General features: G+C 65.4%; 22 protein-coding genes and 1 pseudogene. 7 read left to right on the top strand and 16 right to left on the bottom strand.

Features of this window, described 5'->3' with window-relative positions:
- Positions 1-38: 38 nt before the first annotated feature.
- The 3 genes from ACL58G_RS30655 to ACL58G_RS30645 form a co-directional block, all read right to left on the bottom strand.
- Entirely contained in the window at positions 39-1364 is a 1326-nt protein-coding gene (locus ACL58G_RS30655) for an IS4 family transposase (RefSeq protein WP_440963700.1), read from the bottom strand.
- Between the two features lie 110 nt (positions 1365-1474).
- Positions 1475-2485, bottom strand: coding sequence for a MerR family transcriptional regulator (locus ACL58G_RS30650; protein WP_440964262.1), 1011 nt, complete (start codon positions 2483-2485; stop codon positions 1475-1477).
- A gap of 56 nt (positions 2486-2541) precedes the next feature.
- Positions 2542-3603 carry an AI-2E family transporter gene (locus ACL58G_RS30645; protein WP_440964260.1) on the bottom strand — a complete coding sequence of 354 codons (1062 nt, stop codon included), beginning with the start codon at positions 3601-3603 and terminating at the stop codon, positions 2542-2544.
- A gap of 173 nt (positions 3604-3776) precedes the next feature.
- On the opposite strand from ACL58G_RS30645, the gene argJ reads away from it, so the two are divergent.
- Genes argJ through ACL58G_RS30630 form a run of 3 tightly spaced genes read left to right on the top strand, consistent with a single transcriptional unit; the run spans position 3777 to position 6331 of the window.
- On the top strand, positions 3777-5015 hold the full coding sequence (argJ, locus tag ACL58G_RS30640) for a bifunctional glutamate N-acetyltransferase/amino-acid acetyltransferase ArgJ (RefSeq protein ID WP_440964258.1): 1239 nt from the start codon (positions 3777-3779) through the stop codon (positions 5013-5015).
- 4 nt (positions 5016-5019) lie between these two features.
- Positions 5020-5925: an ATP-binding protein gene (locus ACL58G_RS30635; protein ID WP_413386913.1), complete on the top strand. Its 906-nt coding sequence runs from the start codon at positions 5020-5022 to the stop codon at positions 5923-5925.
- Positions 5918-6331, top strand: coding sequence for an NUDIX domain-containing protein (locus ACL58G_RS30630; protein ID WP_413386914.1), 414 nt, complete (start codon positions 5918-5920; stop codon positions 6329-6331). Before ACL58G_RS30635 ends, ACL58G_RS30630 begins: the two co-directional genes overlap by 8 nt.
- On the opposite strand, the gene yidD is transcribed toward ACL58G_RS30630, so the two are convergent.
- The 6 genes from yidD to ACL58G_RS30600 form a co-directional block, all read right to left on the bottom strand.
- Positions 6252-6809, bottom strand: coding sequence for a membrane protein insertion efficiency factor YidD (gene yidD / locus ACL58G_RS30625; RefSeq protein WP_413386915.1), 558 nt, complete (start codon positions 6807-6809; stop codon positions 6252-6254). The two genes, ACL58G_RS30630 and yidD, sit on opposite strands and share 80 nt — an antisense overlap.
- A 6-nt stretch (positions 6810-6815) precedes the next feature.
- A complete protein-coding gene (gene yacG / locus ACL58G_RS30620) occupies positions 6816-6998 on the bottom strand; it encodes a DNA gyrase inhibitor YacG (protein ID WP_371763541.1) in 183 nt (60 codons plus the stop codon).
- Between the two features lie 9 nt (positions 6999-7007).
- Complete coding sequence (gene zapD, locus ACL58G_RS30615) at positions 7008-7763, bottom strand: cell division protein ZapD (RefSeq protein WP_413342473.1); 756 nt, start codon at positions 7761-7763, stop codon at positions 7008-7010.
- A 73-nt stretch (positions 7764-7836) separates the two neighbouring features.
- The gene (gene coaE, locus ACL58G_RS30610; protein ID WP_413386916.1) at positions 7837-8478 is read right to left on the bottom strand and encodes a dephospho-CoA kinase; all 642 of its coding nucleotides are present in this window, start codon (positions 8476-8478) and stop codon (positions 7837-7839) included.
- 24 nt (positions 8479-8502) lie between these two features.
- The gene (locus tag ACL58G_RS30605) at positions 8503-9366 is read right to left on the bottom strand and encodes a prepilin peptidase (protein WP_413386917.1); all 864 of its coding nucleotides are present in this window, start codon (positions 9364-9366) and stop codon (positions 8503-8505) included.
- A 96-nt stretch (positions 9367-9462) separates the two neighbouring features.
- Positions 9463-11634 carry a sensor domain-containing protein gene (locus ACL58G_RS30600; RefSeq protein ID WP_440964253.1) on the bottom strand — a complete coding sequence of 724 codons (2172 nt, stop codon included), beginning with the start codon at positions 11632-11634 and terminating at the stop codon, positions 9463-9465.
- A gap of 137 nt (positions 11635-11771) precedes the next feature.
- On the opposite strand from ACL58G_RS30600, the gene ACL58G_RS30595 reads away from it, so the two are divergent.
- A complete protein-coding gene (locus ACL58G_RS30595; protein ID WP_440964251.1) occupies positions 11772-12077 on the top strand; it encodes a signal protein in 306 nt (101 codons plus the stop codon).
- Here the strand turns inward: ACL58G_RS30595 and ACL58G_RS30590 are convergent.
- From ACL58G_RS30590 to ACL58G_RS30580, 3 genes and pseudogenes are all read right to left on the bottom strand, one after another.
- The gene (locus ACL58G_RS30590) at positions 12047-12943 is read right to left on the bottom strand and encodes a DMT family transporter (RefSeq protein WP_440964249.1); all 897 of its coding nucleotides are present in this window, start codon (positions 12941-12943) and stop codon (positions 12047-12049) included. The two genes, ACL58G_RS30595 and ACL58G_RS30590, sit on opposite strands and share 31 nt — an antisense overlap.
- Before the next feature lie 34 nt (positions 12944-12977).
- Positions 12978-13815: pseudogene (locus tag ACL58G_RS30585) on the bottom strand (AraC family transcriptional regulator).
- On the bottom strand, positions 13816-15009 hold the full coding sequence (locus tag ACL58G_RS30580) for an SGNH/GDSL hydrolase family protein (RefSeq protein WP_440964247.1): 1194 nt from the start codon (positions 15007-15009) through the stop codon (positions 13816-13818).
- Between the two features lie 94 nt (positions 15010-15103).
- Here ACL58G_RS30580 and ACL58G_RS30575 point away from each other — a divergent pair, with 94 nt between their 5' ends.
- The gene (locus tag ACL58G_RS30575; protein ID WP_440964245.1) at positions 15104-16012 is read left to right on the top strand and encodes a LysR substrate-binding domain-containing protein; all 909 of its coding nucleotides are present in this window, start codon (positions 15104-15106) and stop codon (positions 16010-16012) included.
- Here the strand turns inward: ACL58G_RS30575 and ACL58G_RS30570 are convergent.
- Positions 15975-16133: a hypothetical protein gene (locus ACL58G_RS30570; RefSeq protein ID WP_413386925.1), complete on the bottom strand. Its 159-nt coding sequence runs from the start codon at positions 16131-16133 to the stop codon at positions 15975-15977. The two genes, ACL58G_RS30575 and ACL58G_RS30570, sit on opposite strands and share 38 nt — an antisense overlap.
- Positions 16134-16847: 714 nt before the next feature.
- On the opposite strand from ACL58G_RS30570, the gene ACL58G_RS30565 reads away from it, so the two are divergent.
- Positions 16848-17717, top strand: coding sequence for a S1 family peptidase (locus ACL58G_RS30565; RefSeq protein ID WP_440964242.1), 870 nt, complete (start codon positions 16848-16850; stop codon positions 17715-17717).
- 21 nt (positions 17718-17738) lie between these two features.
- On the top strand, positions 17739-19154 hold the full coding sequence (locus ACL58G_RS30560) for a hypothetical protein (protein WP_440964240.1): 1416 nt from the start codon (positions 17739-17741) through the stop codon (positions 19152-19154).
- Positions 19155-19545: 391 nt separating this feature from the next.
- Here the strand turns inward: ACL58G_RS30560 and ACL58G_RS30555 are convergent, their stop codons facing one another.
- The 3 genes from ACL58G_RS30555 to ACL58G_RS30545 all read right to left on the bottom strand — a co-directional run bounded on the left by ACL58G_RS30555 (position 19546) and on the right by ACL58G_RS30545 (position 24085).
- Complete coding sequence (locus ACL58G_RS30555; protein ID WP_413340978.1) at positions 19546-20784, bottom strand: type II secretion system F family protein; 1239 nt, start codon at positions 20782-20784, stop codon at positions 19546-19548.
- A gap of 9 nt (positions 20785-20793) precedes the next feature.
- A complete protein-coding gene (gene pilB, locus ACL58G_RS30550) occupies positions 20794-22530 on the bottom strand; it encodes a type IV-A pilus assembly ATPase PilB (protein ID WP_440964238.1) in 1737 nt (578 codons plus the stop codon).
- 247 nt (positions 22531-22777) lie between these two features.
- A complete protein-coding gene (locus ACL58G_RS30545) occupies positions 22778-24085 on the bottom strand; it encodes an HlyC/CorC family transporter (protein WP_413340974.1) in 1308 nt (435 codons plus the stop codon).
- Between the last annotated feature and the right edge of the window lie 11 nt (positions 24086-24096).

Genomic DNA, 24096 nt, shown 5'->3' with positions numbered 1-24096 from the left:
GTTGCTTAAAACCGGGCTCTGACCCTAATGCCGTTCAGTTAAGCTAGCTTCTTGACCTTCCGGACGGCATAACGCTTTGGCGTTGCCTTGACGGCCCGGTCGCATTTGCGGCCGGGCCGTTCGTCTTTCAGGAGGCTAACCAGCCTTTCCCGCAAGTGTCTCATCGACGCAGGCAATTTTCCATACGATCTCGTGACGCCGGCCCAGTGCAGTTCGAATTGGATCAGGTGGAATGCCCGGATGAAGCTGACCTCGGTCGGCTCGCACTTCACCGCCAGCGCAGCCTTGGCGATCTCGAGCCGGATCAGGTTGTAGGCGATAAGCGTTCCCCAGATTTCCTGATATACGCCATCCGTTGTTTTCGAGCGCAGCGTCAGTGCCGTGCCGAGCATCGTTTGCTTGAGCTCCCGGTAGCTCGTTTCAATCCCCCAGCGCTTGTCGTAACAGGCGGCGATATCGCTTGGCTTGTAGCGACGACGGTCGCGCAGCGAGGTCAGCAGGATGCGTTTGCGCGCCTGTGCGTCGACGACGGTGATCGCGCGCGCTTCCCAGAACTCAGGCAATTCTGCGCACTTGGCCCTGGCCTGGGGCGACACACGCATGCGCACCAACATATCGTCGCTTTCGGCTTCGAGCGCTTCCCACTTGGTGTTCGATTTGGCTGGAATGATGTAGTGCCGTTCGGCGCCGCTGCCTGTCAGGCCGCACAAGATTTCGGCCGAGAGAAAGCCTCGATCGAAGACCGTCAGCGATTCATCCGGAATAGCCTCGATAAGCTGCTTTGCGTACAGCATTTCATTGGTCGAGTATGGGCCGAACGCGGCACTATGCACCAGGTGCGTGGGCAGCGACGTGAGGGTGACACCGCGCACTTGCGGATAGCTGGCGACCGTATCGCTGGCGTAACTCTGGGCGCCAAAGTGGTTGCGATTTTCCGCAGTGTCGTGCGTGCGCAAGGTCGTCCCGTCCATGGCGAACAGCTGCAGTCCTTTGAACAGGTAAGCCTTCCTGTCCTGCGTCACCCAATGCCTTGCCGAGCGCTCGAATAGCCACTTCAAGGGCTCAGGTCCGACGCGCTGGCGCGCTTGGGCCGCAGCGCTTTTGCTGACGAACGGCGTCTGCGCGTCCGGTAGCGCCAAACCAAGATCATCCAGCACTTCGCTGATCGATTTGTGCCGATACAAAGCCAGTGCCACCATCAGCCATACAACCTGCTCGGCAGGCAGGCGACGATGTCGGATACTCGTCGCTTCCGTGCTTATGACGGCCTGCTCGATCCATTCGTATGGCAAATGCTCCCCCAACCTTGCCCAGTCGGGAGCCTCAAGATGATTTGCCAGAAAATGCAGAGTGTCGTCGAACATGGCGACGAAGGTTAACAGCGATGCCCGGCGTTTACAACGATTAAATAAAAATGCCGTTCAGTCTTAACTGAACGGCATTAGGGCTCTGACCCCGGTTTTAAGCAATTGCTTCAGGTACTTAGCGCCTTGCGCAGCCAGGCCAGCGTCGCGTCGCCGATGCCCGGCCCCATGCGCAGCAGGGGTTCCGTCGCGGTGGCCTTGCGGAACGCGTCGACGTCTTGCGGGTCCGTGCCGACCATGTCGTGGAACAGGGCCATCCATTGGCGTCCCAGGTCGCGCGCGCGCGGGCCCGTTGCGTTCGGATCGGCCTTGATCTCGGCCTGTACTTGCGCGATCAGCGGCGTCCATTCGTGGCCGCGCGCGGCGATGTGGCGGCGCATGCGGTCGAGGACTTCCGGCCGCAGGTATTTCGCCCACGTGTCGGATTTCAGCTCGCCGACGGCGGCCTTCACGTAGTCGAAAATCTGCGCAGGCATGCCGACGGCGTCCTTTTCGCGCTCGACCATCGCGTTCAGCTTTGCCTGCAGCGCCGCGTCGCCTCCGGTGTCGCGGTCGAATGTCTGCAGCCAGCGCAGCGCAAAAGCCTTGGCGGCATCCGAGCCAGGGGGCACCTGCGATTCGATCAGGCCGCGCACCTGTTCGACCATCGCCTGCCATTGCGCCTGGGCGGCGTCGCTGCGGACCATCGGCAGCCGTTCCAGTTCCTCCTTGGTGAAATAGCGTTCGTACACGTTGATCATGTCCATGGTGTTCTCCAATGTGGTGAGCCACGTGGACAGGTCAGGCGCGCTGCCTTGCACGAGTTGCGCGCGCACGCGCAGCAGCTGGTCGCGCAGGCGCCTGGCTTCCGCCATGCGCGTTTCGAGCGCTTCCAGCTGGCGGTCGACGATCGCCAGCGGCGAGCCGGCCGGACTGTCCAGCGTGAGGGCGATGTCGGCGAGGCTCAGGCCGAACGCGCGCAGGGCCTGGATGCGGTGCAGGCGGGCCACGTCGTCGCGGTCGTAGAGCCGGTAGCCGGCATCGGAACGCGCGGAAGGGCGGAGCAGGCCGATGCCGTCGTAGTGGTGCAGGGTGCGCACCGTCAGGTTGGCCAGGGCGGCCAGCTCTCCTACTTTCAGCATCGTTCGTCTCCGTTCTTCAGCGTGCGGACAGTCTCGGGCCTCACGTTAGGTGAGGGTCAAGCGGTACGCGCCTCGCGCAACGCGCGCGCCTCGTGCCACAACGTGACGAACAAGGTCATCACGACAGGCCCGACGAACAGGCCGATGAGACCCAGCGTCTCGACGCCGCCGAGGATGCCCAGCAGGACGGCGACGAACGGCAGCTGCGTCGCATTGCCGATCATCGCCGGCCGCACGAAGTGATCCGCGATGAACAGGATGATGGCGCCCCACACGAGGATCCCGATCGCCGCGATCGTCGCGCCCTGGTACGCGAGCAGCGCGGCGGCGGCGCCGAAGGCGAGCGGGGCGCCGAACGGGATGATGGCGAGGACGCCCGTCGCGGCGGCCCACAGCACGGCCGACGGCAGGCCCGCGATCTGGTAGCCGATGCCCAGCAGCACGCCTTCCGCGAGACCGACGAGCACCAGGCCGTTGACGGTGGCGCGCACCGCGACGGGCACCTTCAGCGAGAACAAGGTCCAGCGCCGCGTGCCGATCAGGTGCGCGCCGATGGCGTCCGTCTGGCGCTGCAGCGCGGCCCCGTCTTTGTAGAAGAAGAACAGGCACAGGAAGGCGAACAGCATGTCGACGAGGCGGTGCATGACGCCGCTGCCGACCCGTTTCAGCACTTCGCTGGCGGTCTGCATGCGGCCCACGGAGCCGTCCTGCAGCAGGTGCGCGAGGCCGTGCGGCTGGCCGAGCGTGGCCAGCCACCAGTTGTAGATGGCGTCGCCGGCGAACGGGATGCGGTGCAGCCACTCGGGCGCCGCGAGGCCTTCCGTATTGGCGCTCGCGACCAGCTGCGCCAGCGCGGGCGCCTGGCGCGCGGCCGACGTGACGCCCAGCGCGAGCGGCGCGATGAACACGATGGCGACGATGACCGTGACGAGGGCCGCCGCGACGATCGTGCGCCCGCCCAGCGCCGTGCGGACGCGCGCGTACAGCGGCCATGTGGCGATGCACAGGATCGCGGCCCACAGCAGCGGCAGGATGAAGCGCTGCGTCACGAACAGGGCACACAGGACGATCGCCAGCGAAAAGCCGGCGCTCATTACGTCGCGTTGGTTGTCGGTCATTGCTCCTCCGGTGGATGGGCCATCTTACCAAAGCGTCATCGCCGGGTAAGTAGTGTTGCCGATTATTAAGTGGTCGACTTAAGCGTGTATTAACAGCGGCTGCCCGTCCGTGCATGTCGCCCGCAGGCGGTACAATACCGGACCTTCTTTCCATCTTTTCATTAGAGAACGCCATGGCCGTCAATTCCCCCCTGCCCGTCGCCGCCGAACTGAAACCCGTCGCCGGCATCGAACTCGGTTACGCCGAAGCCGGCATCAAGAAGCCGAACCGCAAGGATGTGCTGGTGATGAAGCTCGCCGAAGGGGCGACCGTCGCCGGCGTGTTCACCAAGAACCGCTTCTGCGCGGCGCCGGTCCAGGTGAGCAAGGCGAATCTCGAAGCGGTCAAAGGTGGCGGCAAGCCGATCCGCGCGCTGGTCGTCAACACGGGCAACGCGAACGCGGGTACCGGCGAGCCGGGCCTGCAGAACGCGCAGGCCACGTGCGCCGAAGTGGCACGCCTGCTGGGTCTCGACGCGCAGCAGGTGCTGCCGTTCTCCACCGGCGTGATCCTGGAACCGCTGCCGGTGCAAAAGATCGTCGCGGGCCTGCCGGCCGCCATTGCGAACCTGAAGGCGGACAACTGGTTCAACGCGGCCGAAGCCATCATGACGACGGACACGCAGCCGAAAGCGGCGTCGCTGACGACCACCATCGGCGGCCACGCCGTCACGATGACCGGCATCAGCAAGGGCGCCGGCATGATCAAGCCGAACATGGCGACGATGCTGGGCTATCTCGCCTTCGACGCGAAGGTCGCGCAACCCGTGCTGGACGAACTCGTGAAGTACGCGGCCGACCGCTCCTTCAACAGCATCACGATCGACGGCGACACGTCGACCAACGATTCGTTCATCCTCGTCGCCACGGGCGCGGGTTCGCTCGTCGTCGATTCGACCGACAGCCCGGACTACGCAGCGCTGCGCGACGCCGTCACCGGCATCTCGCGCCATTTGGCACAGCAGATCATCCGCGACGGCGAAGGCGCCACCAAGTTCATCACGATCACCGTGGAGCAGGGCCGCGACATGGAAGAATGCCGCAAGATCGCCTACGCCATCGCCCACTCGCCGCTCGTGAAGACCGCGTTCTTCGCATCGGACCCGAACCTGGGCCGCATCCTGGCCGCCATCGGCTACGCGGGCGTCGACGATCTCGATACGGCGAAGCTCGACCTGTACCTGGACGACGTCCTCGTCGCCAAGGCCGGCGGCCGCAATCCCGAGTACAAGGAAGAGGATGGCCAGCGCGTGATGAAGAAGGCCGAGATCCTCGTGCGCGTCGTGCTCGCGCGCGGCAAGGCGGATGCCACCGTGTGGACCTGCGACCTGTCGCACGACTACGTCTCGATCAACGCCGACTACCGTTCCTGACCCGATGAACCAGCTGGAGAATTTCCTGCACCGCGCCGAAGCCCTGCTGGCGCGTGTGGAGGCTTTATTGCCGCCCGCGGCGCCGCGCGATCCGGATTTCCGCCACGGTTACGCCTACCGCTGGCGCAAGCGCCCGGGCGCGGGCAACGTCAAGTACCTGCAGGCCGTGGCGCACACGGCCAGCATCCGCCTGGACGACCTGCAGCACATCGGTCCGCAGAAAGAGCAGATCGAGCAGAACACGCGCCAGTTCGTGACCAAACGCCCCGCCAACAACGTGCTGCTGACGGGCGCGCGCGGCACCGGTAAATCGTCGCTGATCAAGGCGTGCCTGAACCAGTTCGCGCCGCAGGGCCTGCGCCTGATCGAAGTGGACAAGGCCGACCTGGCCGACCTGCCGGACATCGTCGACCTCGTCGCGGGCCGGCCGGAGCGCTTCGTGATCTTTTGCGACGACCTCAGTTTCGAAGAGGGCGAGGCGGGCTACAAGGCGCTGAAGGTGGCGCTCGATGGCAGCATTGCGGCGCAGTCGGACAATGTGCTGATCTACGCGACGTCGAACCGCCGTCACCTGATGCCGGAAAAATTCTCGGACAACGCCGGCTACAAGCACGTGGCCGACGACGACCTGCACCCGGCCGAGACGGTCGAGGAAAAGATCTCGCTGTCCGAGCGCTTCGGCCTGTGGCTGTCGTTCTATCCGTTCAAGCAGGACGACTACCTGGACATCGTCGGCCACTGGCTGGCGAGCTTCGGCTGCACGCCGGAGCAGATCGAGGGCGCGCGCGGCGATGCGCTGCGCTGGGCGCTGGGCCGCGGCTCGCGCTCGGGCCGCGTCGCGTGGCAGTTCGCCAAGGACTACGCGGGCAAGCTGCCGCCCGCGCCGGACCAGGAACAGGTCGATGTCTGAGAAGCCTGTCGATGTGGCCGTGGGCGTGCTGATGCGCCCGAACGGCGACGTGCTGCTGGGCCAGCGCCCGGACGGCAAGCCGTATGCCGGCTACTGGGAATTCCCGGGCGGGAAGGTCGAGCCGGGCGAGGACATCTTCCACGCGCTGCAGCGCGAATTCGTCGAAGAACTGGGCGTGACGGTGATCTCGGCGGAGCCGTGGTGCTGCGTCGAACACGTGTACGAGCACGCGCACGTGCGGCTGTATTTCTACATCAGCCGCGAGTGGGAAGGTGAGCCGCAAAGCCTGGAAGGGCAGGCGTTCGCGTGGCAGGGCGCGTATGCCGTCAGTCCTCTGCTGCCGGCGACGATTCCGCTGCTCGAGTGGCTGGACCAGGTGCGGTACGCGGGGCATTCCGGCGCCTGATCCGTTCCGCCGCCGCATCCAGGTCACGCGTGTCGTGCCGGCGGCGGCGCTCGCGCCAGCGTTTCCACGCGTCGCAGCCGTCGCAGACATCGCACAGATCGCACGCGTCGCAGGGTAGATGCCGCGGCACGCCGCCGCAGTGGTGGTGGCCGTCGCACGGAAAATGGCAGTGGCCGGGGCCGTCGCAGGGCACGTCGCACGGCGCGTCGCAGAATCCCTGCTGGCGTCGCACGCGCGGATGGAGCACGGGCGCGGGCGGGCGCGGCATCTGCCGGTGCACGTGGCCGCACAGCGCGAGGCGGCGGTCGAGCAGTCCGAGTCCGCGCCTGAGCCCGAAGCGCGCGATGACCGCGTGGCCATACGCCGAGCAGCTGTCACCGCCCGTCGCCACGCGCAGCGCGCAGGAAAAGCCCTTGTACGGAGAGATGAAACGCTGGTAGAAGCGGATGGCGGCCAGCGCCAGTGCGGCGGCCTTCACGCGAACTTATTCTTTCGAGACGGATTCGTCGTCGGCATCGCCCGGCGGCGCGCCGGGAATCGTGTATTTCTCTTCGGCCCAGGCGCCCAGGTCGATTTGCTTGCAGCGTTCGGAACAGAATGGGCGGAATTTGTTTTCCGGCTTCCATTCGACCTTCTTGCCGCAGGTGGGGCAGGATACGACGGTCATGGTGTGCTTCTAAAAATTGCAGAGTGTGAGTTCGAACGGGACGTCTTCTTCCAGCGGCTTCGGTTTCAGGTCGCCGCCCTGGGTCGTGAAGCGTACCCACAGCATGTACTTGTTGGCGGAGATTTCCGGGATCGCGCCGAGCGACTCGTCCACCGACAGGCGCAGCATCTGGTACACCTTACCTTGCAACATCTGCTGGTAGCTGCCGGACGAGGCGATCATCTTGACGGGGCCGCCGGAATTGCGCAGCAGGCGCAGCACGAGGGCCAGGGCCTCGAACAGCGGAGCCAGCGGGGCGAACCACGCCATGATGTCGGCGTGGCGTTGTTCGGTCGGGCGCCGCTGCCACGCGTGGTAGGACGGCAGGTCGAATTCGCAGGCGCCGCCGGGGATGATCGTGCGGCCGCGGATGCTCATCAGCCATTCGTTGTCGCGCACGTTCTGGCCCGTCTTGCCCTGGGCGTTGACGAGGGCGTTGCTGACCGTGTCGAGCTCGGCCAGTACGGCGTCGAGCATGTCCCTGGCGACGGCGGGATTGCTGCGGTAGCCCAGCAGGCTCTGCTTCTGGCGTTCGAGTTCCTGCAGCAGGTCGGACTTGAGGTCCGCGCGGCCCGCCACTTCCAGCATGTCGAAGATCGTCGCGAGCGCGACATGGTGCTGCAGAGGATGTTCCTGGGCTACAAAGAATTTGAACTTCTCGTACAGGTCCTCCAGCCGCAACAACGTGCGAATTCGCTCGTTGAATGGGTATTCATAGACGATCAAAATGTCATTCCTCTCATTCCCCTGAATGTAGGCTGGCGAGTAACCTCGTGATTCTGAACCATGATGCACAAAATTACAAACGCTGGCTTGGCGGCATTGTTAATCTTGCCGCTTCGTCAAGATAAAAGCGGTGCAAGCGTTCCACTTGCGGCAACAGGGCGTCGATGCCGGCGTCGTTCAGGATCACGTCGTCCGCTTCTTCCAGGCGGCGCGCCCGCGTCACCTGGGCCGCCATGATGGCACGGACCTGGTCTTCCGCCATGCCGTTGCGGGCCATCACGCGTGCAACCTGCGTTTCTTCCGAACAGTCGATCGCGAGCACGCGCGCGACGCGCTCGCGCCAGGTGCCCGATTCGATCAGCAGCGGCACGACGAAGATCGTGTAAGGACCATCCGCGAGCAGGGCGGCGGCGGCCGTCGCGTCGCGGATGCGGGGATGCAGGATGCCCTCCAGGCGGGCGCGCGCGGACGGGTCGGAGAACACGAGCGCGCGCATTTTCGCGCGGTCGAGGGCGCCGTCCGGCGTGGCGTAGTCGGGACCGAATGCCGCGATCAGCGCGGGCATCGCGGCGCCGTGCGGGGCCGTGAGGCTGTGGGCGATCTGGTCGGTGTCGATGACGGCGGCGCCGCGCGCGGCGAACAGGTCGGCCACGGTCGTCTTGCCGCAGCCGATGCCACCGGTGAGCCCTACCGCAAAACGTGAAGCTGTCTCCATGCGATCCTCGGGCCCGGCGCGAGGCTAGACCAAGAAACCCTGCGCGTAGCGGGTGAGTGGTATTCCGTACAAGAGTGCGATCATACCAGCCGCGGCGAGATACGGTCCGAAGGGAATCGGATTGTTGCGGTCGCGGCGGGCGAACACGATCAGCGAGATGCCGACGAGGGCGCCGACGACGGACGACAGGATGATAATGGTCGGCAACATCGCCCAGCCCATCCACGCGCCCAGCGCGGCGAGCAGCTTGAAGTCGCCGTAACCCATGCCTTCCTTGCCGGTGGCGAGCTTGAACAGCCAGTACACGGCCCACAGCGCCAGGTAGCCGGCCATGGCGCCGATCACGGCGTCGCGCAGCGGGACGATGGTGCCGTTCAGGTTCACGAGCAGGCCCAGCCAGAGCAGCGGATACGTGAGGTCGTCCGGCAATGTCTTCGTGTCGTAGTCGATCAGCGTCATCGCGATGAGGAAGTACGCGAACGCGAGGCTCGCGAGGCCCAGCCAGCCGCTGCCGAAATGCCAGACCAGCACGGCCGACAGCAGGCCCGTGACGGCTTCCACGATCGGATAGCGGGGCGAGATCGGCGCCTTGCACGCGCTGCATTTGCCTCGTAGGGCCAGCCAGCTGACGATCGGGATGTTTTCCAGCGCCGTGATCTGGTGGCCGCAGTGCGGGCAGGCGGAGCGGGGCACCATCAGGTTGAAGCGGTCCGGGTGCGGCAGGTCCTTGCCCGCTTCGTGCGCGATGTAGTTGTCGAGTTCGCGCTGCGCCATCACGGGCAGGCGGTACACGACCACGTTCAGGAAGCTGCCGATCAACAGGCCGAACAAGGCGGCGGCGAGGGTCGCGGCGAGGGTCGCCGGGGCGGCGAAGAGCAGGGTTTCCATGAGTACGATGATCCGATGGGTGGCTGATTCCGTGGATCAACTATTCTAGGGGTTTTCCCGCTCTTTGGGCAGCACAATGAGGCGCCGCCGCCACGTTCAAGCCGCCTGCGGCTGCGCGATCAGGTCGAACAGGCGCTCCAGCGGCACCGGCCGGCCCGGCAGCCAGCCCTGCACGAGGGGACAGCCGAACTGGCGCAGATAGCCCAGCTGGGCATCGGTCTCGACGCCTTCCGCGACCACCGTCAGCTTCATGTGCCGGCCGAGGTCGAGGAGCGAACGCACGATGGCGCAATCGTTGCGGTCGTACGGCACGCCGGCCATGAACAGCCGGTCGATCTTGAGCGAGCCGATCGGCAGGTTCTTCAGCAGCGACAGCGACGAATAGCCCATGCCGAAGTCGTCCAGGCCGATGCCGAAGCCGCGCCGGCGCAGTTCGCGCATGATGGCGATCGATTTATCGGCATGCTTCATCACGACGCCTTCCGTCAGTTCGAGGCAGATGCCGCGGGGATCGACGCCGGCCGCCGCGGCGATGGCCGTGAGCCGGTCCGGCAGTTCGGCATCGATGAATTCCGGCGCCGCCATGTTGACGTGCACGCGCACGCGGGTCAGCCCGGCCGCGCGCAGGCGGGCGAGGTCGTGGCAGGCCTGGCGCACGACCCAGCGGCCGATGTCGACGATCAGGCGGCTCTGCTCCGCCAGCGGAATGAACACGTTCGGCGGGACGATCTCGCCGTTCGGCCGGCGCCAGCGGATCAGCGCCTCGACGGCCTCGATGTCCATGTCGGTGGTCGTGCGGATCGGCTGGTACTCGAGGAAGAATTCGCCGCGCCGGATCGCGCAATGCAGGTCGGTCAGCAGGCCGATGCGGTGGCCCGCGTCGGCCGGCGCGCCGTCGCCGCTGAAGCGGCTTGCCAGGTTGCGGCCGTTCCGCTTGCTGGCGTACATGGCGGCATCGGCCGCGTGCAGCAGTTCGCGCGTGCAGCCGCCGTGGTCGGGATACGTGCTGATGCCGATGCTCGCCGACACCGCGAGCCGGTGCTCGCCGTAGACGAAGCGGCGCCGCGCCGCGTCCAGCACCGACTCGGCGACGCGTTCCAGTTCCTGCGGCGCGACGCCGGGCGCCGACAGCAGCGCGAACTCGTCGCCGCCCAGGCGGCCGATGCGCCAGCCGGGCGGCGCCAGCGCGCGCAGGCGGGACGCGAACGCCGTCAGCACGACGTTGCCGGCGTCGTGGCCGAAGGCGTCGTTGATGGGCTTGAACTGGTCGAGGTCGACGAACAGCACGCCGAACGTCTGCCCGGCCCGCGCGTCGCGGCACTGGCGGTCGACCTGGTCGTAGAAATGGGCGCGGTTGGCCAGGCCCGTCATCTCGTCCGTCTGCGCACGCACGCGGATGCGCTCCTGCTGCGTCATGCGCTCGACGGCCTGGGCGATCATCGCGGAGATCGATTTCGCCAGGCCCGGCAACTGCGCGTCCGGCTGGCGCTGCTGGACGCTGAAGAATTCGAGCACGCCGGGCCGCATCAGGCACGCGTCCGACGCGACGAACGTCACGGGGAAGAAGTACGCCGACTGCAGGCCGCACGCGCGTGCCGCCTCCGCCCGCAACAGGTCGGCCGTGCCGCTCGCATCCTCGATCCAGCGGGCCTCGCCGCTGTCCCACACGGTGCCGATCAGGCCTTCGCCGGGCGCCATCGTCAGGCGCGCGCTCGCGGCCCGGAACGGTGCCAGCGCCTGCCGCGGCGCCTGCCACGCGTAGCGGCAGCGCAGCGTGCCGGTGCGCTCGTCGAGGGCCCAGAATGCGCCCCATTCCCAGCCCAGTTCCTCGCACACGAGTTGCAGGATGCCGGTGACGGCGTCGTCGATGCTGTCGGTGCCCACCAGGTATTGCGTGAGCGCGAAATTGAACCGCTCGCGCGCGGCGGCCTGCCGGGCGGCCGTCACGTCGACGAGGATGCCCGTGGCGGACCTGTCGATCTGCTGCAGGCGCAGCCAGCGCAGGCCGAGTCCATCGGTGTGGACGCGGAATTCGCATTCGGCGCCGGCGTCGCCTTTCTTGATGCGGTCGAGGGTGGTATGCACGGCGGCGCGGTCGTCCGGCTCGATGCGCGCGAGGCAATCCGGATGCCGGCCGGTGCCGAAGAACGATGCGGCCACGGCCGACAGTGTGATGCCGCCACCCGCGCGGTCGAGCCACCAGCGGCCGAGTCCGGCCAGGCGGTCGCCCGCGTCGTCATGGAGGAGAGAGATGTCGATGTTTTGCATGTAATGTCAGGCGTGCACCAGAACCGGACGGGCGGTTTCGATTTGCACTGAAACGGGCTGGTTGCCATCGTAGTATTGGACTACCCCGTACAATGCAAGTTACATGCCGGTGTTCGATCCGGCCTATTGGAGCCACCATGAAACGTCATCTCGTCCTGCTGTTGGCCGCACTTGCCGCCGCCACCGCATTCGCCCAGACCACCGTGCCGAACCCGCTGGCACCGGACAAGGGCGCGCCGACCGCGCCCGCGGCCAGCAAGCCCGCGCCGAAGAAAGAAGCGTCCGGCGGCGGCGCGGGCAAGGTGTGGGCGAACAGCGCCAGCAAGGTCTATCACTGCGAAGGCAGCAAGTACTACGGCAAGACCAGGAAGGGCGAGTACATGACGGAAGCGGACGCCAGGGCGAAGGGCTATCACGGCGTGGGCGGCAAGACCTGCGGCTGACGGGTCGCGGGCCATGCCGATACGCCCACCGCCGCGAGCACGAACGCGATGCCGGCGAATTGCCGCGGTCCCACCGGCTCGTCCAGCAGCAGGGCCGCCAGCAGCAGCGCGGCCACGGGTGCCAGCGCCGTGAACAGTGCGGCCTCCGTCCCGCCGACGCGGGCGGTGCCCGCATACCACAGCAGGAACCCGCCGACCGTCGGCAGCAGCGCATAGTAGCCGACGGCGAGCAGCGCGGCCGGCGTCACGGCCGCCATCGAACCGCGTTCGGCCAGCGCGAACGGTAGCGACGCGGCGAGGCCGATGGCGCTCATCAGCGTCGACAGGGCGAGCGGAGACATCGCGATCCGCACCCGCTTGTTGAGCAGGATGAACAGGGCTTCGCACAGCACGGCGCCGAAGACGAGCGCATTGCCCGTCGACGACCCCGCGCCGCGGGCCGCCGGCTGCAGCACGTACAGGCCGACGCCCGCGAGCAGCACGGTCGCGATCAGCGCGGGCCGCGGCCGCTCGCCGAGCACGAGCACGGCCACGACGGCCGACACGACGGGCAGGGTGCCGAGGATGACGCCGGCATCGAGCGCCGACGTCGCGCGCAGCCCGGCCATCAGCAGCGCCGTGTAACCGGCCGTGCCGGCCAGCCCCTGTACGAGCAGGAGGGCGCCGTCGCGCCAGCCCGGCCGCGGCAGGCGCTGGCCGGAGACGCGCAGCAGCACGAGAAAACAGGGCAGCGCGAGCGCGAAGCGCAGCGCGGTGGCCGTGAACGGCGGCAGGCCGGCGGCGGCGATCTTGCTGGCCACGACGGTGCTGCCGACGAGCACCATGGCCAGCGTCAGGTACAGGTAACCCAGGGTTTTAGCGGACACGGCGTTCTCCTCGTCATCGACATGGGAACGCAGGTTAGTCCTCGTGTGTGCGCCGGTATTGAACGAAATTGCAGGCGTACGCGCCGGGCGTGATGCCGTAGGTGCGGATGAACAGGCGCGTCATGTGGCTCTGGTCGGCAAAACCGCTGGCGGCGGCCGCGTCCGCCAGCGTCGACCCGCGCGCCAGCAAGGCACGGGCCGCGTCGATGCGGCGCTGGATCAGGTAGGCGTGCGGCGTCAGCCCCGTCGCCCGCGCGAACTGCCGCACGAGCTGGAAGCGGCTGAGCCCACAGGCTGCCGCCAGGTCGGCGAGACTGGGCGCGGCGGCCGGCGCGTCGTCGATCATCGCCCGCGCCCGCGCGATCGCGGCCGTGACCGATGTGGGCCGGTCGGGTCGTGCATCACCTTGCAGGCCATGCAGCAATTCGAGAAGCAATTGCTCGCGCAAGAGGGCCGTCGCGTCGCCCGTGACGGCCGCGTACAGCCGCCGGAAACAGTCGGCCAGCGCGGCATGGTGGGCGACCGGCAGGTGAAACGCGTAATCGCGGCGGGCGCCTTCGCTCAGGTCGGCCGCGACGGTATCGGCGATATGCGGCGGCAGGTACAGCATGCGCCACGCGCGGGGCGCGCCGCCGAGCGGGGCGCCGTCGTGCACTTCGCCCGGATTCACCGTGATGATGTCGCCGGCCAGCGCCTCGACCTGGCCGCGCCCGCTGCTCGACGTTCTGGCCGCCGGCCAGCATGAGGCCGACGCCGTACTGGTCATGGCTGTGGCGCGCGAAGACGTGGTCGCTGCGCGCTTCCACGGCCTGCACCCCCGGCACCGCGGCACGGACGATCCTGAAATCGGCGCTTTTCCTGGACTTGGGCATCTACTCAGTGTACCAGCCGCGCAAATCGGGCAACTGCGCGATCGCCTCGGCCATGGCGCGGTAGCCCGCATCCCCCGGATGCAGGTGATCGCCCGAATCGAAACCGGCCCGCAGGCGGCGCGGCCGGGCAGGGTCGCGCAGGACGGCGTCGAAGTCGACGACGGCATCGAACACGCCGGCCGTGCGGATCCAGTCGTTCAACTGCCGGCGCAGGCGTTCCTTGGCGGGACTGTAGTGGCCGGCGTACGGCGTGCCGGCGAGGGCGCCTTCGAACGGCGGCAATGTCGCCGCCGTCACGCGTACGCCCCGGACGTGGCTGGCAGCGACCAATTGCCGGTACGCGGCCGTGAGTTCCTCCAGCGTGGCGGGACGCTCGCCCGGCGCGAACGGACTGCCGGGCCAGCCGATGTCGTTAATGCCGAGCAGTACGATGACATCCGACACGCCGGGCTGGCTCAATACATCCTGTTCGAGGCGGGCGAGGGCGCTCGCGCCCATGCCGTCGCGCGCCAGCCGTCCGCCCGAGATGCCGGCATTGGCGACGGCGATGCCGTGCGGCGCCAGCCGTTCGGCCAGGATGTCCGGCCAGCGGCGGTCCGCGTCCGGCGTCGAGCCGTTGCCGTCCGTGATCGAATCGCCGAGCGCGACGACGGTGCGCGCGGGTTGTGGGGTCTCGACCAGGACGGCGCTCAGGAACAAACGGCCGCCGACATTGGCGCTGTCGATCTGCACGGTCTGCTGCGCGCCCCAATGGAAACTGGCGACGTTCGTCGGCGCGGGCAGCCGCGTCGTCACGGCCAGCCGGGACAGCGGCCGCACGGGGAGGGCGAGCGGATCGCTCGTCACCGTGGCGCCCGGCAGGATGGATGCGCCCGATTGCCCGGAAAACGTCAGCGCCCGCGCCGCGTGCGGGTCGTCGGCGGGGCCGACGCGCACGGCGCCGAGCCTGACCGGTTCATGACCGTACCGGTTCGAGAACACGAGCCGGATGCGCTGCCCGCCCGCGCTCAGGCGGACGGTCTCGCGCAGGGTCGCGTTGTCGAGCCTGGTGGGGACATTCATCGGCAGCGTGAAACTGCCGTCCCAGGCGGGTTGCGGGGCCGCGTACCAGGACGTGGCCCAGTGCTCGCCCGCCGGCGCGTCGGGTGCGGCGAGCAGCAGGGAGAGAGTGAGTGCGGCGATCGGTTTGGACATGGTGGGCTCCTTGGTTGAGGACTCCACATTAGGTCATTCTGGAGTGGCGATGAAGATGGTAGGATCGATGGTCACTCATTCCAATTTAGAATAGATGGATACGCTCCACGCGCTGCGCGTCTTCGTACGCACCCTCGAACTGGGCAGCCTGTCCGCGGCGGCCCGGGAATTCGGCACCACGCAGCCCACCGTCAGCAAATGGCTGGCCCAGCTGGAACGGCAGCTGCGCGTACGCCTGGTCGAACGCAGCACGCGCGGGCTGTCGCCGACGGAGCAGGGCCAGCGCTTCTACGCCGACGCCAAACGCATCGTCGAGCAATTCGACGCGGCCGTGGGCGACGTGCAGGGCATGACGGGGCAGGCGGCAGGACTCTTGCGCATCAATGCGCCGGTCGCGCTGGGCCAGTTCCGCATCAATGCGATGGTCCAGCGCTTCCTGGCCGACCACCCCGCCATCGACGTCGAACTGATTCTCAACGACCGCTTCGTCGATCTGGTCGAGGAAGGCGTCGACGTCGCGTTCCGGCTGGGCGGCACGCTGCCGCCGGATGCCATCGGCCGGCACCTGGCGAGCGTGCCGCGCTTCCTGGTGGCGGCACCCATGTATCTCGCGCGGCGGGGCGTGCCGTCGGTGCCGGACGACTTGCCGGCGCACGACGTCGTCCGCTTCGCCTGGACGCCGGGCAACACGGTGGAATTGTTCCGAGGCGAAGAGCGGGCACGGGTGCCGACATCGAGCCGCTTCCGGGTGAACAATGCGCTGGCGATACGGGAGGCGCTGGTGCTGGGCGGCGGGATCGGCGTGTGTCCGGACTGGCTCGTCCGGGATCTGCTGGACAGTGGGGAACTGGTGCGGGTGCTGGAGGGGTGGGCCGCGCGGCCGCAGGATTTAACGCTGCTGTATCCGTCGCGGCAGTTTCAGCCGCTGCGGACGCGGCTGTTCATCGACTTCGCGGTCGGGCAATTCAGTGGGATTGCTGGCTTTGCAGGCGGTTCAGGATGAAGCGCGCGGTCCGGCTCGATGCGCGGTGCTTTGCGGCCAGTGTCATGAGCTTCGGGAAGACGACGGAGCGTTCGCCGCAATCGCTGCACAGGATGTGCTGGCTGCTCCACAGGATACGCATGAGGGGCGTACGCGGGATGCGGCGTACGTAGGAAGAACCACATTCGGGGCAAGAGGCCATGAGATACCGGTGAGTGTTGAAGAATCGTCAACTAAAATACCAGTCATGGCTGAGCTGGACCGTGCGGTGGCGCACACATCCGCGCTCACGCATGGTGCGTTAGGCAGATCACGGTCAGCCATCGTTGCGCTTGTTAATCTGCAAACATGGCACTCCCGGTATCCGATCGAAAACTCTATGCGATGAAACGCATGTCGCTCGCGCTGCAGCGTGCGGCGGCGGCGCGGCCGCTTGGGCCGTCCACGGACCGCGCGTTGCGCTGGGCCGCCATCTGGGGCATCGTGGCCGGCATCCGGACGCCGCATTCGCGAGTCCGGTTGCGGCGTACGACGCTGGTCGGCACCTGTAGGGAACCAAGTCCTCTCGCAGTAGTACACCTTTGAACTCCGAACTTTTCTCACGCATCTCGTCGTAGCTGTCTCATAAAACGTCGCAGTTTCTACAGCGTGAGTAGAAAACGAGTACGGGCTGAAAAGTGGAAAGAAGAGCTGCTATGCAAGTCGAATGACGAAAAGCAGTATTAACTATTCATATACTAATTGTGGCAAGTCTTGTAGTATTGACAGGACGTGTCGCAGGTTCTGTCGTGTGTGCAGAGATGACAGCCTGGTTTGGATACGAGGCAGGTAATTGCTTTCCTAAATCGGGTCGGATATGAAAATTCATCGTGCGCACCAGTTCTTTTGCTTCTGTATTCTTGCCCTGACCGGACAAATGGCATTGTCTGCCCCACAGGGCATCGAGGTTTATCGCGGTGTGCCGATTCCATCCGAACAGGCTCCATGGCAAGTCGCCATTCACGTTGCCAACCTCGGTCCCGTCGCCGGACTGCTTTGCGGCGGCACAGTCATCGCACCGCACTGGATACTGACGGCGGCGCACTGTTTCTGGGACCCCAGCACGCAACAACGCATACCAAATGATGTGCTGTCGATGTCGACCGGGGCCGCGAAGCTCTCGAGTGCGCGGAAATATATTGAGGTGCTCGAGGTGATCCCGCACGAAAAATACCGCTATGGAATCTGGGATAACGATATCGCGCTCGTCCACACGAAAACCTCCTTGTCGCCTCCTTTCATGGCATTGGCTGCTGCCGAGGAAAACGATCGCTCCCCATTAAGCGTGGTGGGGTGGGGAATGACCGAAAGATCGTCGGTATCGAATGAACTGCTGAAAGCGAAGGTGCCGCAAACGCCACCCGATTGCGCGGGCGTTGCGGCATATGATGGCATGCTGACGATCCGCACGTTCTGCGCGGGCGCGGGCGGCGCCGATACCTGCCATGGCGACAGCGGCGGCCCGCTCTACCGTCCCCTTGGCGGGGGCCGTGGCATCCAGTTCGGCGTGACGGTCGGTGGCCTAAGCTGTGGCAAGGTGCCGGGCGTATACGCCAAAGTCATCGCGCAACGCGCCTGGGTCGCGCAGCAACTCGCCAAGACGGGCGAAACGCTGCTCGATCCGGACCGCGAACGTGCCGAAGCCTCGCGCTGCACTCCTGCCGGTATCCGTGCAGCTACCTGCTAACTTCTCAGGAAAGTGTGAACTATGTCCCCACGATTCAGACTGCTTTGTGTGCTGGCGATTTCATTGTCCGCTTATTCCGCTGCATTCGCGCAGACCGCCAAGGAAATCGCTGAAGAGACTGCTGCTATCGAAAAAGCAAAAGCCGACGCGCTCGAGGATCAGCTGCGCGCGCGCAAGGCACAACTTTCCCTCGATCAGGCAGAGAAAACAGCCGCGCAGGAAGCCGACGCCAAGGAACAGGACCTGGCCGATAAGCGCCAGGCGACGCTGGCCACGGCGACCAAGAGTTTGTCGGAAATGTCGCTGAAGGGCGCGATCACGGATGTCAGCGTGAGCGGTGTGGCCATCGAAACGAGTGCGCTGACCTATCGCACATTACTGCCGCTGACAGACCGGATCGTCACGGAGATCAAGGACATCGACCCAGTGGGAAGCAAGGGGATACTCCTGGCCGATGAATCATTGCTCTCGTCATTCCCCGCCTACCAAGTGGCCGAGAATTCCCTGAAGACACTCAGCCGGCAATACAAGGCGGCCGTCAACAAGGCCCAGAACGATTTCGTGTCGCTCAAAACCACGGCCGAGTCGGGAACCAAAGCTGGACCGGCGACGATCCCGCTGGTCGTGAACGGCATTGCCGCATTGGCGAGCCTTGCCCAGGCGTTCAAAACGCAGATGAGCGTTGTCTCATCGGCCATTACGATCGATCCCCTTGCATTGCAGGCCGCATTGGCGCATTCGTGGCGCAGCGTTTCCGGAAACCGTCAAGCGCTGGTCGTCTATCCCGGGTTCGTGGATGGCGCCGCCGCCTCCGACATTGGCGCTACGGTGAACGAACTGGCCGCGGACCATGACCGGGCGGTTGACCTGCAATCGGACATGACGACCTGGCTGAACAACCGCGCGGTCCAGGATGCCGCCGACGCCGCCAAGCCGAAAGCGGCAAAAGGGGCGGCCAATAAGAAGCCGGCTACCGCCGCCGTGTCCCTGCAGAAGAAGCAGGCAGTGGAAGGCGTCACCACGCTGCTCGCGCAACTCAAGTCGATCGATACACGTGTCACCCAAGTCATCGATGCGCTCAATGCGACCAGCGAACAGCATCCTGTCAGCCCACTGACTCAACTGATCAAGGTCGGATTCAGTATCAGGAAACTCAGGGATGGCGTACCGGCTTTGACCGTCAAGGTCGTCGCTTCCGGTGGCAATTCATTGGCAACGAACAACCTGTTCACGGGCGCCAAGCTGTTCCATTCCGGTGGCGCCGTGCTGGCTTACAGCCTGCTTGGCAGCGACGGCGCCGTCCTCGCTGGCAATGTGCTGGATTCCCACACCGGTTACGTGCGCATGCCACGCAATACGGTGCCAGGACTCGGAAATAGTTGGCAGCAACCGGAGGCGGTAACGAACAGTATGCAGGGCACCATGGCGAATCCTTAGATCGACCGGAATAGCAACAAGTCTGGATGTGCTCGCATTCGCCGCGAAGGGCAATTTGAATACTCAGGCGACGTACTACGAACTCGTGGCAGACATCGATCCCGTCATTGTCGAACCAGGTTGCCCTCGTCATCTCACACGCTTGACTGGCGACGGGGTTGCAACGCGCCCGCCTGGGATACGGCCGAGTTGCAGGATGCATGGACCGCGAACGCTTGACCGTTCGCAGCGTCTTGTTTCTCGGGAAATCCTCAGTCGTTGCGCAGCTCGCCTGTGCAGTAGTTTTGCCAGATCCAAGCAAAACTACTGCTGACTACGTGATGACACTGCAAATTCACTGCGAAGTTTTCTGAGACATTGCGATGTATTTCGAGGATCTACAGCACCGCCTTCAGACCACCGACCCCAGCTTGAAGATCGGCAGATACATGGCAATCACGAGACCGCCGATCAGCACCCCCAGCACGACCATGATCATCGGCTCCATCAGCGACGACAGCGTCTTGACGGCCTCGTCCACTTCTTCCTCGTAGAAGTCGGCCACCTTGCCCAGCATGCCGTCCAGCGCGCCGGATTCCTCGCCGATGGCGACCATTTGCGTGACCATGTTCGGGAAGACATTGGCGTTCTGCATCGCGGCCGTCAGGCTCGTGCCCGTGCTGACTTCCGTCTGGATCTTTTTCGTGGCTTCCAGGTAGACGTTGTTGCCGGATGCGCCGCCGACGGAGTCCAGCGCTTCCACGAGCGGCACGCCGGCCGCGAACATCGTCGCCAGCGTGCGGGTCCAGCGGGCAATCGTCGCCTTCCGGATCACTTCGCCGAACACGGGGAGGCGTAGCAGCACGCGGTCCATGAACTGCTGCATTTTCAGCGACCTGCGCCAGGACTGGAAGAAGAAGTACAGCGCGCCGAAGATCGAGCCGAAGATGATGTACCACCATTTCACGACGAAATCCGAGATGCCCATCACGATCAGGGTCGGCGCCGGCAGGTTCGCGCCGAAGCTGGAGAACACGGATTTGAACGCGGGCACCACCCAGATCATGATCACGGCGGTGACGATGAAGGCGATGGCGATGATCGCGCAGGGGTACATCAGCGCACCCTTGATCTTGCTCTTCAGCGCGAGCGTCTTTTCCTTGTAGATCGCCAGGCGCGTCAGCAGGTCTTCGAGGATACCGGCCTGCTCGCCGGCGCCGACGAGGTTGCAGAACAGCGGGTCGAAGTACAGCGGATATTTGCGGAACGCGTTGTTCAGGCTGGTGCCCGTCTCGATGTCGGCGCGCAGGTCCATGATCAGCTTGGACATCGACGGGTTCGAATGGCCCTTGCCGACGATGTCGAACGATTGCAGCAGCGGCACGCCGGCCTTCATCATCGTGGCCAGTTGGCGCGTGAACAGCGTGAGGTCCTTGTCCTGGATCTTCTTGCCGCTGCGGTACACCTTTTTCTTGACCTTGGTGACCATGATGCCCTGGCGGCGCAGGGTCACGTTCACGATGGTCGCGCCGCCGGCGCGCATTTCGCCGCGCACGGTCTTGCCGGTCTTGTCTTTGCCTTCCCAGGCGAAGATGTGTTCCTTGATCTGCGCGCTGGGCGCGCGGCGTGCCGGGGCGGATGTCGTTGCCATGGTGGATCCTTATTCGTTCGTGCAGCCGAGCACTTCTTCGAGGCTGGTGAGGCCTTGTTTCACTTTCAGCAGGCCGGAGCGGCGCAGCGAGTTCACGCCCTCGGCCTCGGCCTGGGCGGCGATCTGCATCGCGTTGCCGTGCGCGAGGATCAGCGCCTCGATCGCGGGCGTGATCGGCATGATCTGGTAGATGCCCACGCGGCCCTTGTAGCCGGAGCCCAGGCAGCGTTCGCAGCCGACGGGGCCGTAGGGTTTCCAGTCGCCGTCGAAGTCGGTGTCGCGGAAGCCCGCGGCCTTCAGCGTGTCGCGGCCGATGTCGAGCGGCTGCTTGCACGTGCACAGGCGGCGCGCGAGGCGTTGCGCGGTGATCAGGATGACGGACGAGGCGATGTTGAACGGCGCCACGCCCATGTTCATCAGGCGCGTCAAGGTCGACGGCGCATCGTTCGTGTGCAGGGTGGAAAACACCATGTGGCCCGTCTGCGCCGCCTTGATGGCGATGTCGGCCGTTTCCAGGTCGCGGATCTCGCCGACCATGATGATGTCCGGGTCCTGGCGCAGAAAGGCTTTCAGCGCGACGGGGAACGTGAGGCCCGCTCTTTCGTTGACGTTGACCTGGTTCACGCCGGGCAGGTTGATCTCGGCCGGGTCTTCCGCTGTGGAGATATTGATCCCCGGCTTGTTCAACAGGTTCAGGCAGCTGTACAGCGACACGGTTTTACCCGAACCCGTCGGGCCCGTCACGAGCACCATGCCGTACGGGCGCGTGATGGCGTCGATCAGCAGGGCTTTCTGGTCGGGGTCGTAGCCGAGCGCGTCGATGCCCATCTGGGCCTGCGTCGCGTCGAGGATACGCATGACCGTCTTTTCGCCGAACAGCGTGGGCAAGGTGCTGACGCGGAAATCGATCGTCTTCGTGGGCGACAGCACGAGGCGCATGCGGCCGTCCTGCGGCACGCGCTTTTCCGAGATGTCGAGCTTGGCCAGCACCTTGATGCGCGAGACGAGCTTGTCGCGGATCGACAGCGGCGGGGCGAGATGGTCGCGCAGCACGCCGTCCACGCGCAGGCGGATGCGGTACTGCTTTTCGTAGGGCTCGAAGTGGATGTCCGACGCGCCCAAGGTAATTGCATCCATCAGCACCTTGTTGAGGAAGCGCACGATGGGCGCGTCCTCGACTTCCGCCGCCGCGGCGGCGGCCGCTTCCGCCGCCTGCGTTTGCGGTTCTTCGTCGGCGAATTCGATGTCGCCTTGCTCGCCGGCCAGCTCGCTCAAGTCCTGTTCGGCGCTCTTGGCGATGTTCGCCAGCAGCGCCAGCAGGGTGTCGTGGGCGACGATCACCGGCTCGACCGTCGACTCGCTCTGGAACTTGATCTGGTCGAGCGCCTGCGTATTCGTCGGATCGGACACCGCCACCGACAATTTGTTGCCCCTGCGTGCCAGCGCGACGACGCGCTGGGCCTGCATCAGTTTCGGGTCGATCGCGTTGACGGGCAGGGCGTCGGGGCTGAAGGTGCTCAGGTCGAGCAGGGGATAGCCGAACGTCTCGGCGCAGAACGCCGCCAGGGATTTCGCATCGATGGAGCTGCTGCCGAGCAAGGTGTCGATGAAACCGGCCTTGTCGGCGGACGCCTTCTTTTGCAAGGTGTCCGCTTGAGGCAAGGTCAGCCGTCCGGCCTGCACCAGTGCACGCGCCAGCCCGGGCAACGCCGTGCCAGGGGTGGTGTTGGGAAGGACTGCTGCCATATGGTCAGGTTTGGAAGGACGACAGGAAGCCGGGCAGGATGGACGGCCCCGGCGGATCGTCTCGATGATGCCCGTAGGCATCAAATCGGTCAAGACTTTGTCGTAGGGAAAGATGCGTGCATACCACGTGGATGAAATGGCATGTAACCGGCTCGCAATGTCGTGTGAACAACATCGTTATTCCTCGTGCAAGAACAAGGGCTTACCGCCGGTTCGTGGCCGGCGGCGCTCGGCCGGCGAGGCCCGATCAGGCTGCCAACCAGCGTTTGACCGCGACCGGCCGCAACAGTTTCACGACCTTGATGGCCTGGTTCTGCACCTGCACGACTTCGATCACGCAGTTGCCGATCCTGAGGGCGATGGGGAATTCCGGGATCTCCTGCAGCTGTTCCAGCAGCAGGCCGTTGACGGTCTTCGGCCCGTCGAGGGGCAGGTCGAGACCGAGCTTCTTGTTGATGTCGCGCAGCGGCGTCGTGCCTTCCAGCAGGACTTCGCCCTGGGCATTCCACGCCATCGCATCGCTGCGGGCGGCGCCCGGCGTCGAGGTCGTGAAGTCGCCGATCATTTCCTCGATGATGTCTTCCAGGGTCACCAGGCCCTGGACCTCGCCGTATTCGTCCACGATGATGCCCAGGCGCTCCTTGTTTTCCTGGAAATACTGGAGCTGCGTGAAGACGCCCGTGTCCTGCGGAATGAAGTAGGGCTCCGTCAACAGTTCGCGGAAGTGCTCGATCGTGAGGTCGTCTTCCTCGTTCAGCAGCGCGACGGCCTTGCGCACGTGCAAGATGCCGACGATGCGGTTGATCTCGCCCTCGTACACGGGCAGCTTGTTGTGGTAGCAGGTGGTCAGCTCGGCCTTGAGGTCGTCGACCGGCAGCGCGAGGTTCAGCGCTTCGATCTGGCTGCGCGGCGTCATGATGTCTTCGACCGAGATCTTTTCCAGTTCGAACAGGTTCAGCAGGATGCTCTTGTGCTTTTGCGGGATGTAGCTGCCCGCTTCCAGCACGACGGAGCGCAATTCCTCCGGCGACAGTCTCTGCTGGGCATCCGCATGGCCCACGCCCACGCCGCGGATGCGCAGCACGCGCAGCAGGCCGTTGACGAACAGGTTGACGAACCAGATCGCCGGCTTCGCGACCTTCATCAGCGCACGCAGCACGTAGCTGGACCCGAGCGAGATGCGCTCCGGATACGTGGCGCCGATGATCTTCGGAGAAATCTCCGCGAACACGATCAGCAGGAACGCGACGACGGCCGTGGCGATCGTGATCACGCTTTCCTCGTGGCCGAAGAACAGGATGGCGATCGCGGTGACGAGCGCCGTCGCCATCGCATTGATCAGCGTATTGGCGATGAGGACCAGCGACAGCAGCTTGTCCGTGCGGTCCAGCAGCCACAGGGTGGTGATGGCGGCGCGGTTGCCCCGCTTCGCGAGATGGCGCAGGCGATATTTGTTGGCCGCCATCAGGGCGGTTTCCGCCATCGCGAAGAAGGCCGAACAGAGGATCAGGAGGGCGAGTGCGAGGATGAGCACCCAAAGTGGTACGGTTTCCAAGGATCACCGTG

The organism is Massilia sp. GER05 (assembly GCF_052056005.1).
In the GTDB taxonomy this organism is placed as follows: domain Bacteria; phylum Pseudomonadota; class Gammaproteobacteria; order Burkholderiales; family Burkholderiaceae_D; genus Telluria; species Telluria orientalis.
The sequence above is the reverse complement of the archived record's forward strand: the minus strand, read 5'-3'. Positions and strand labels throughout refer to the sequence as shown.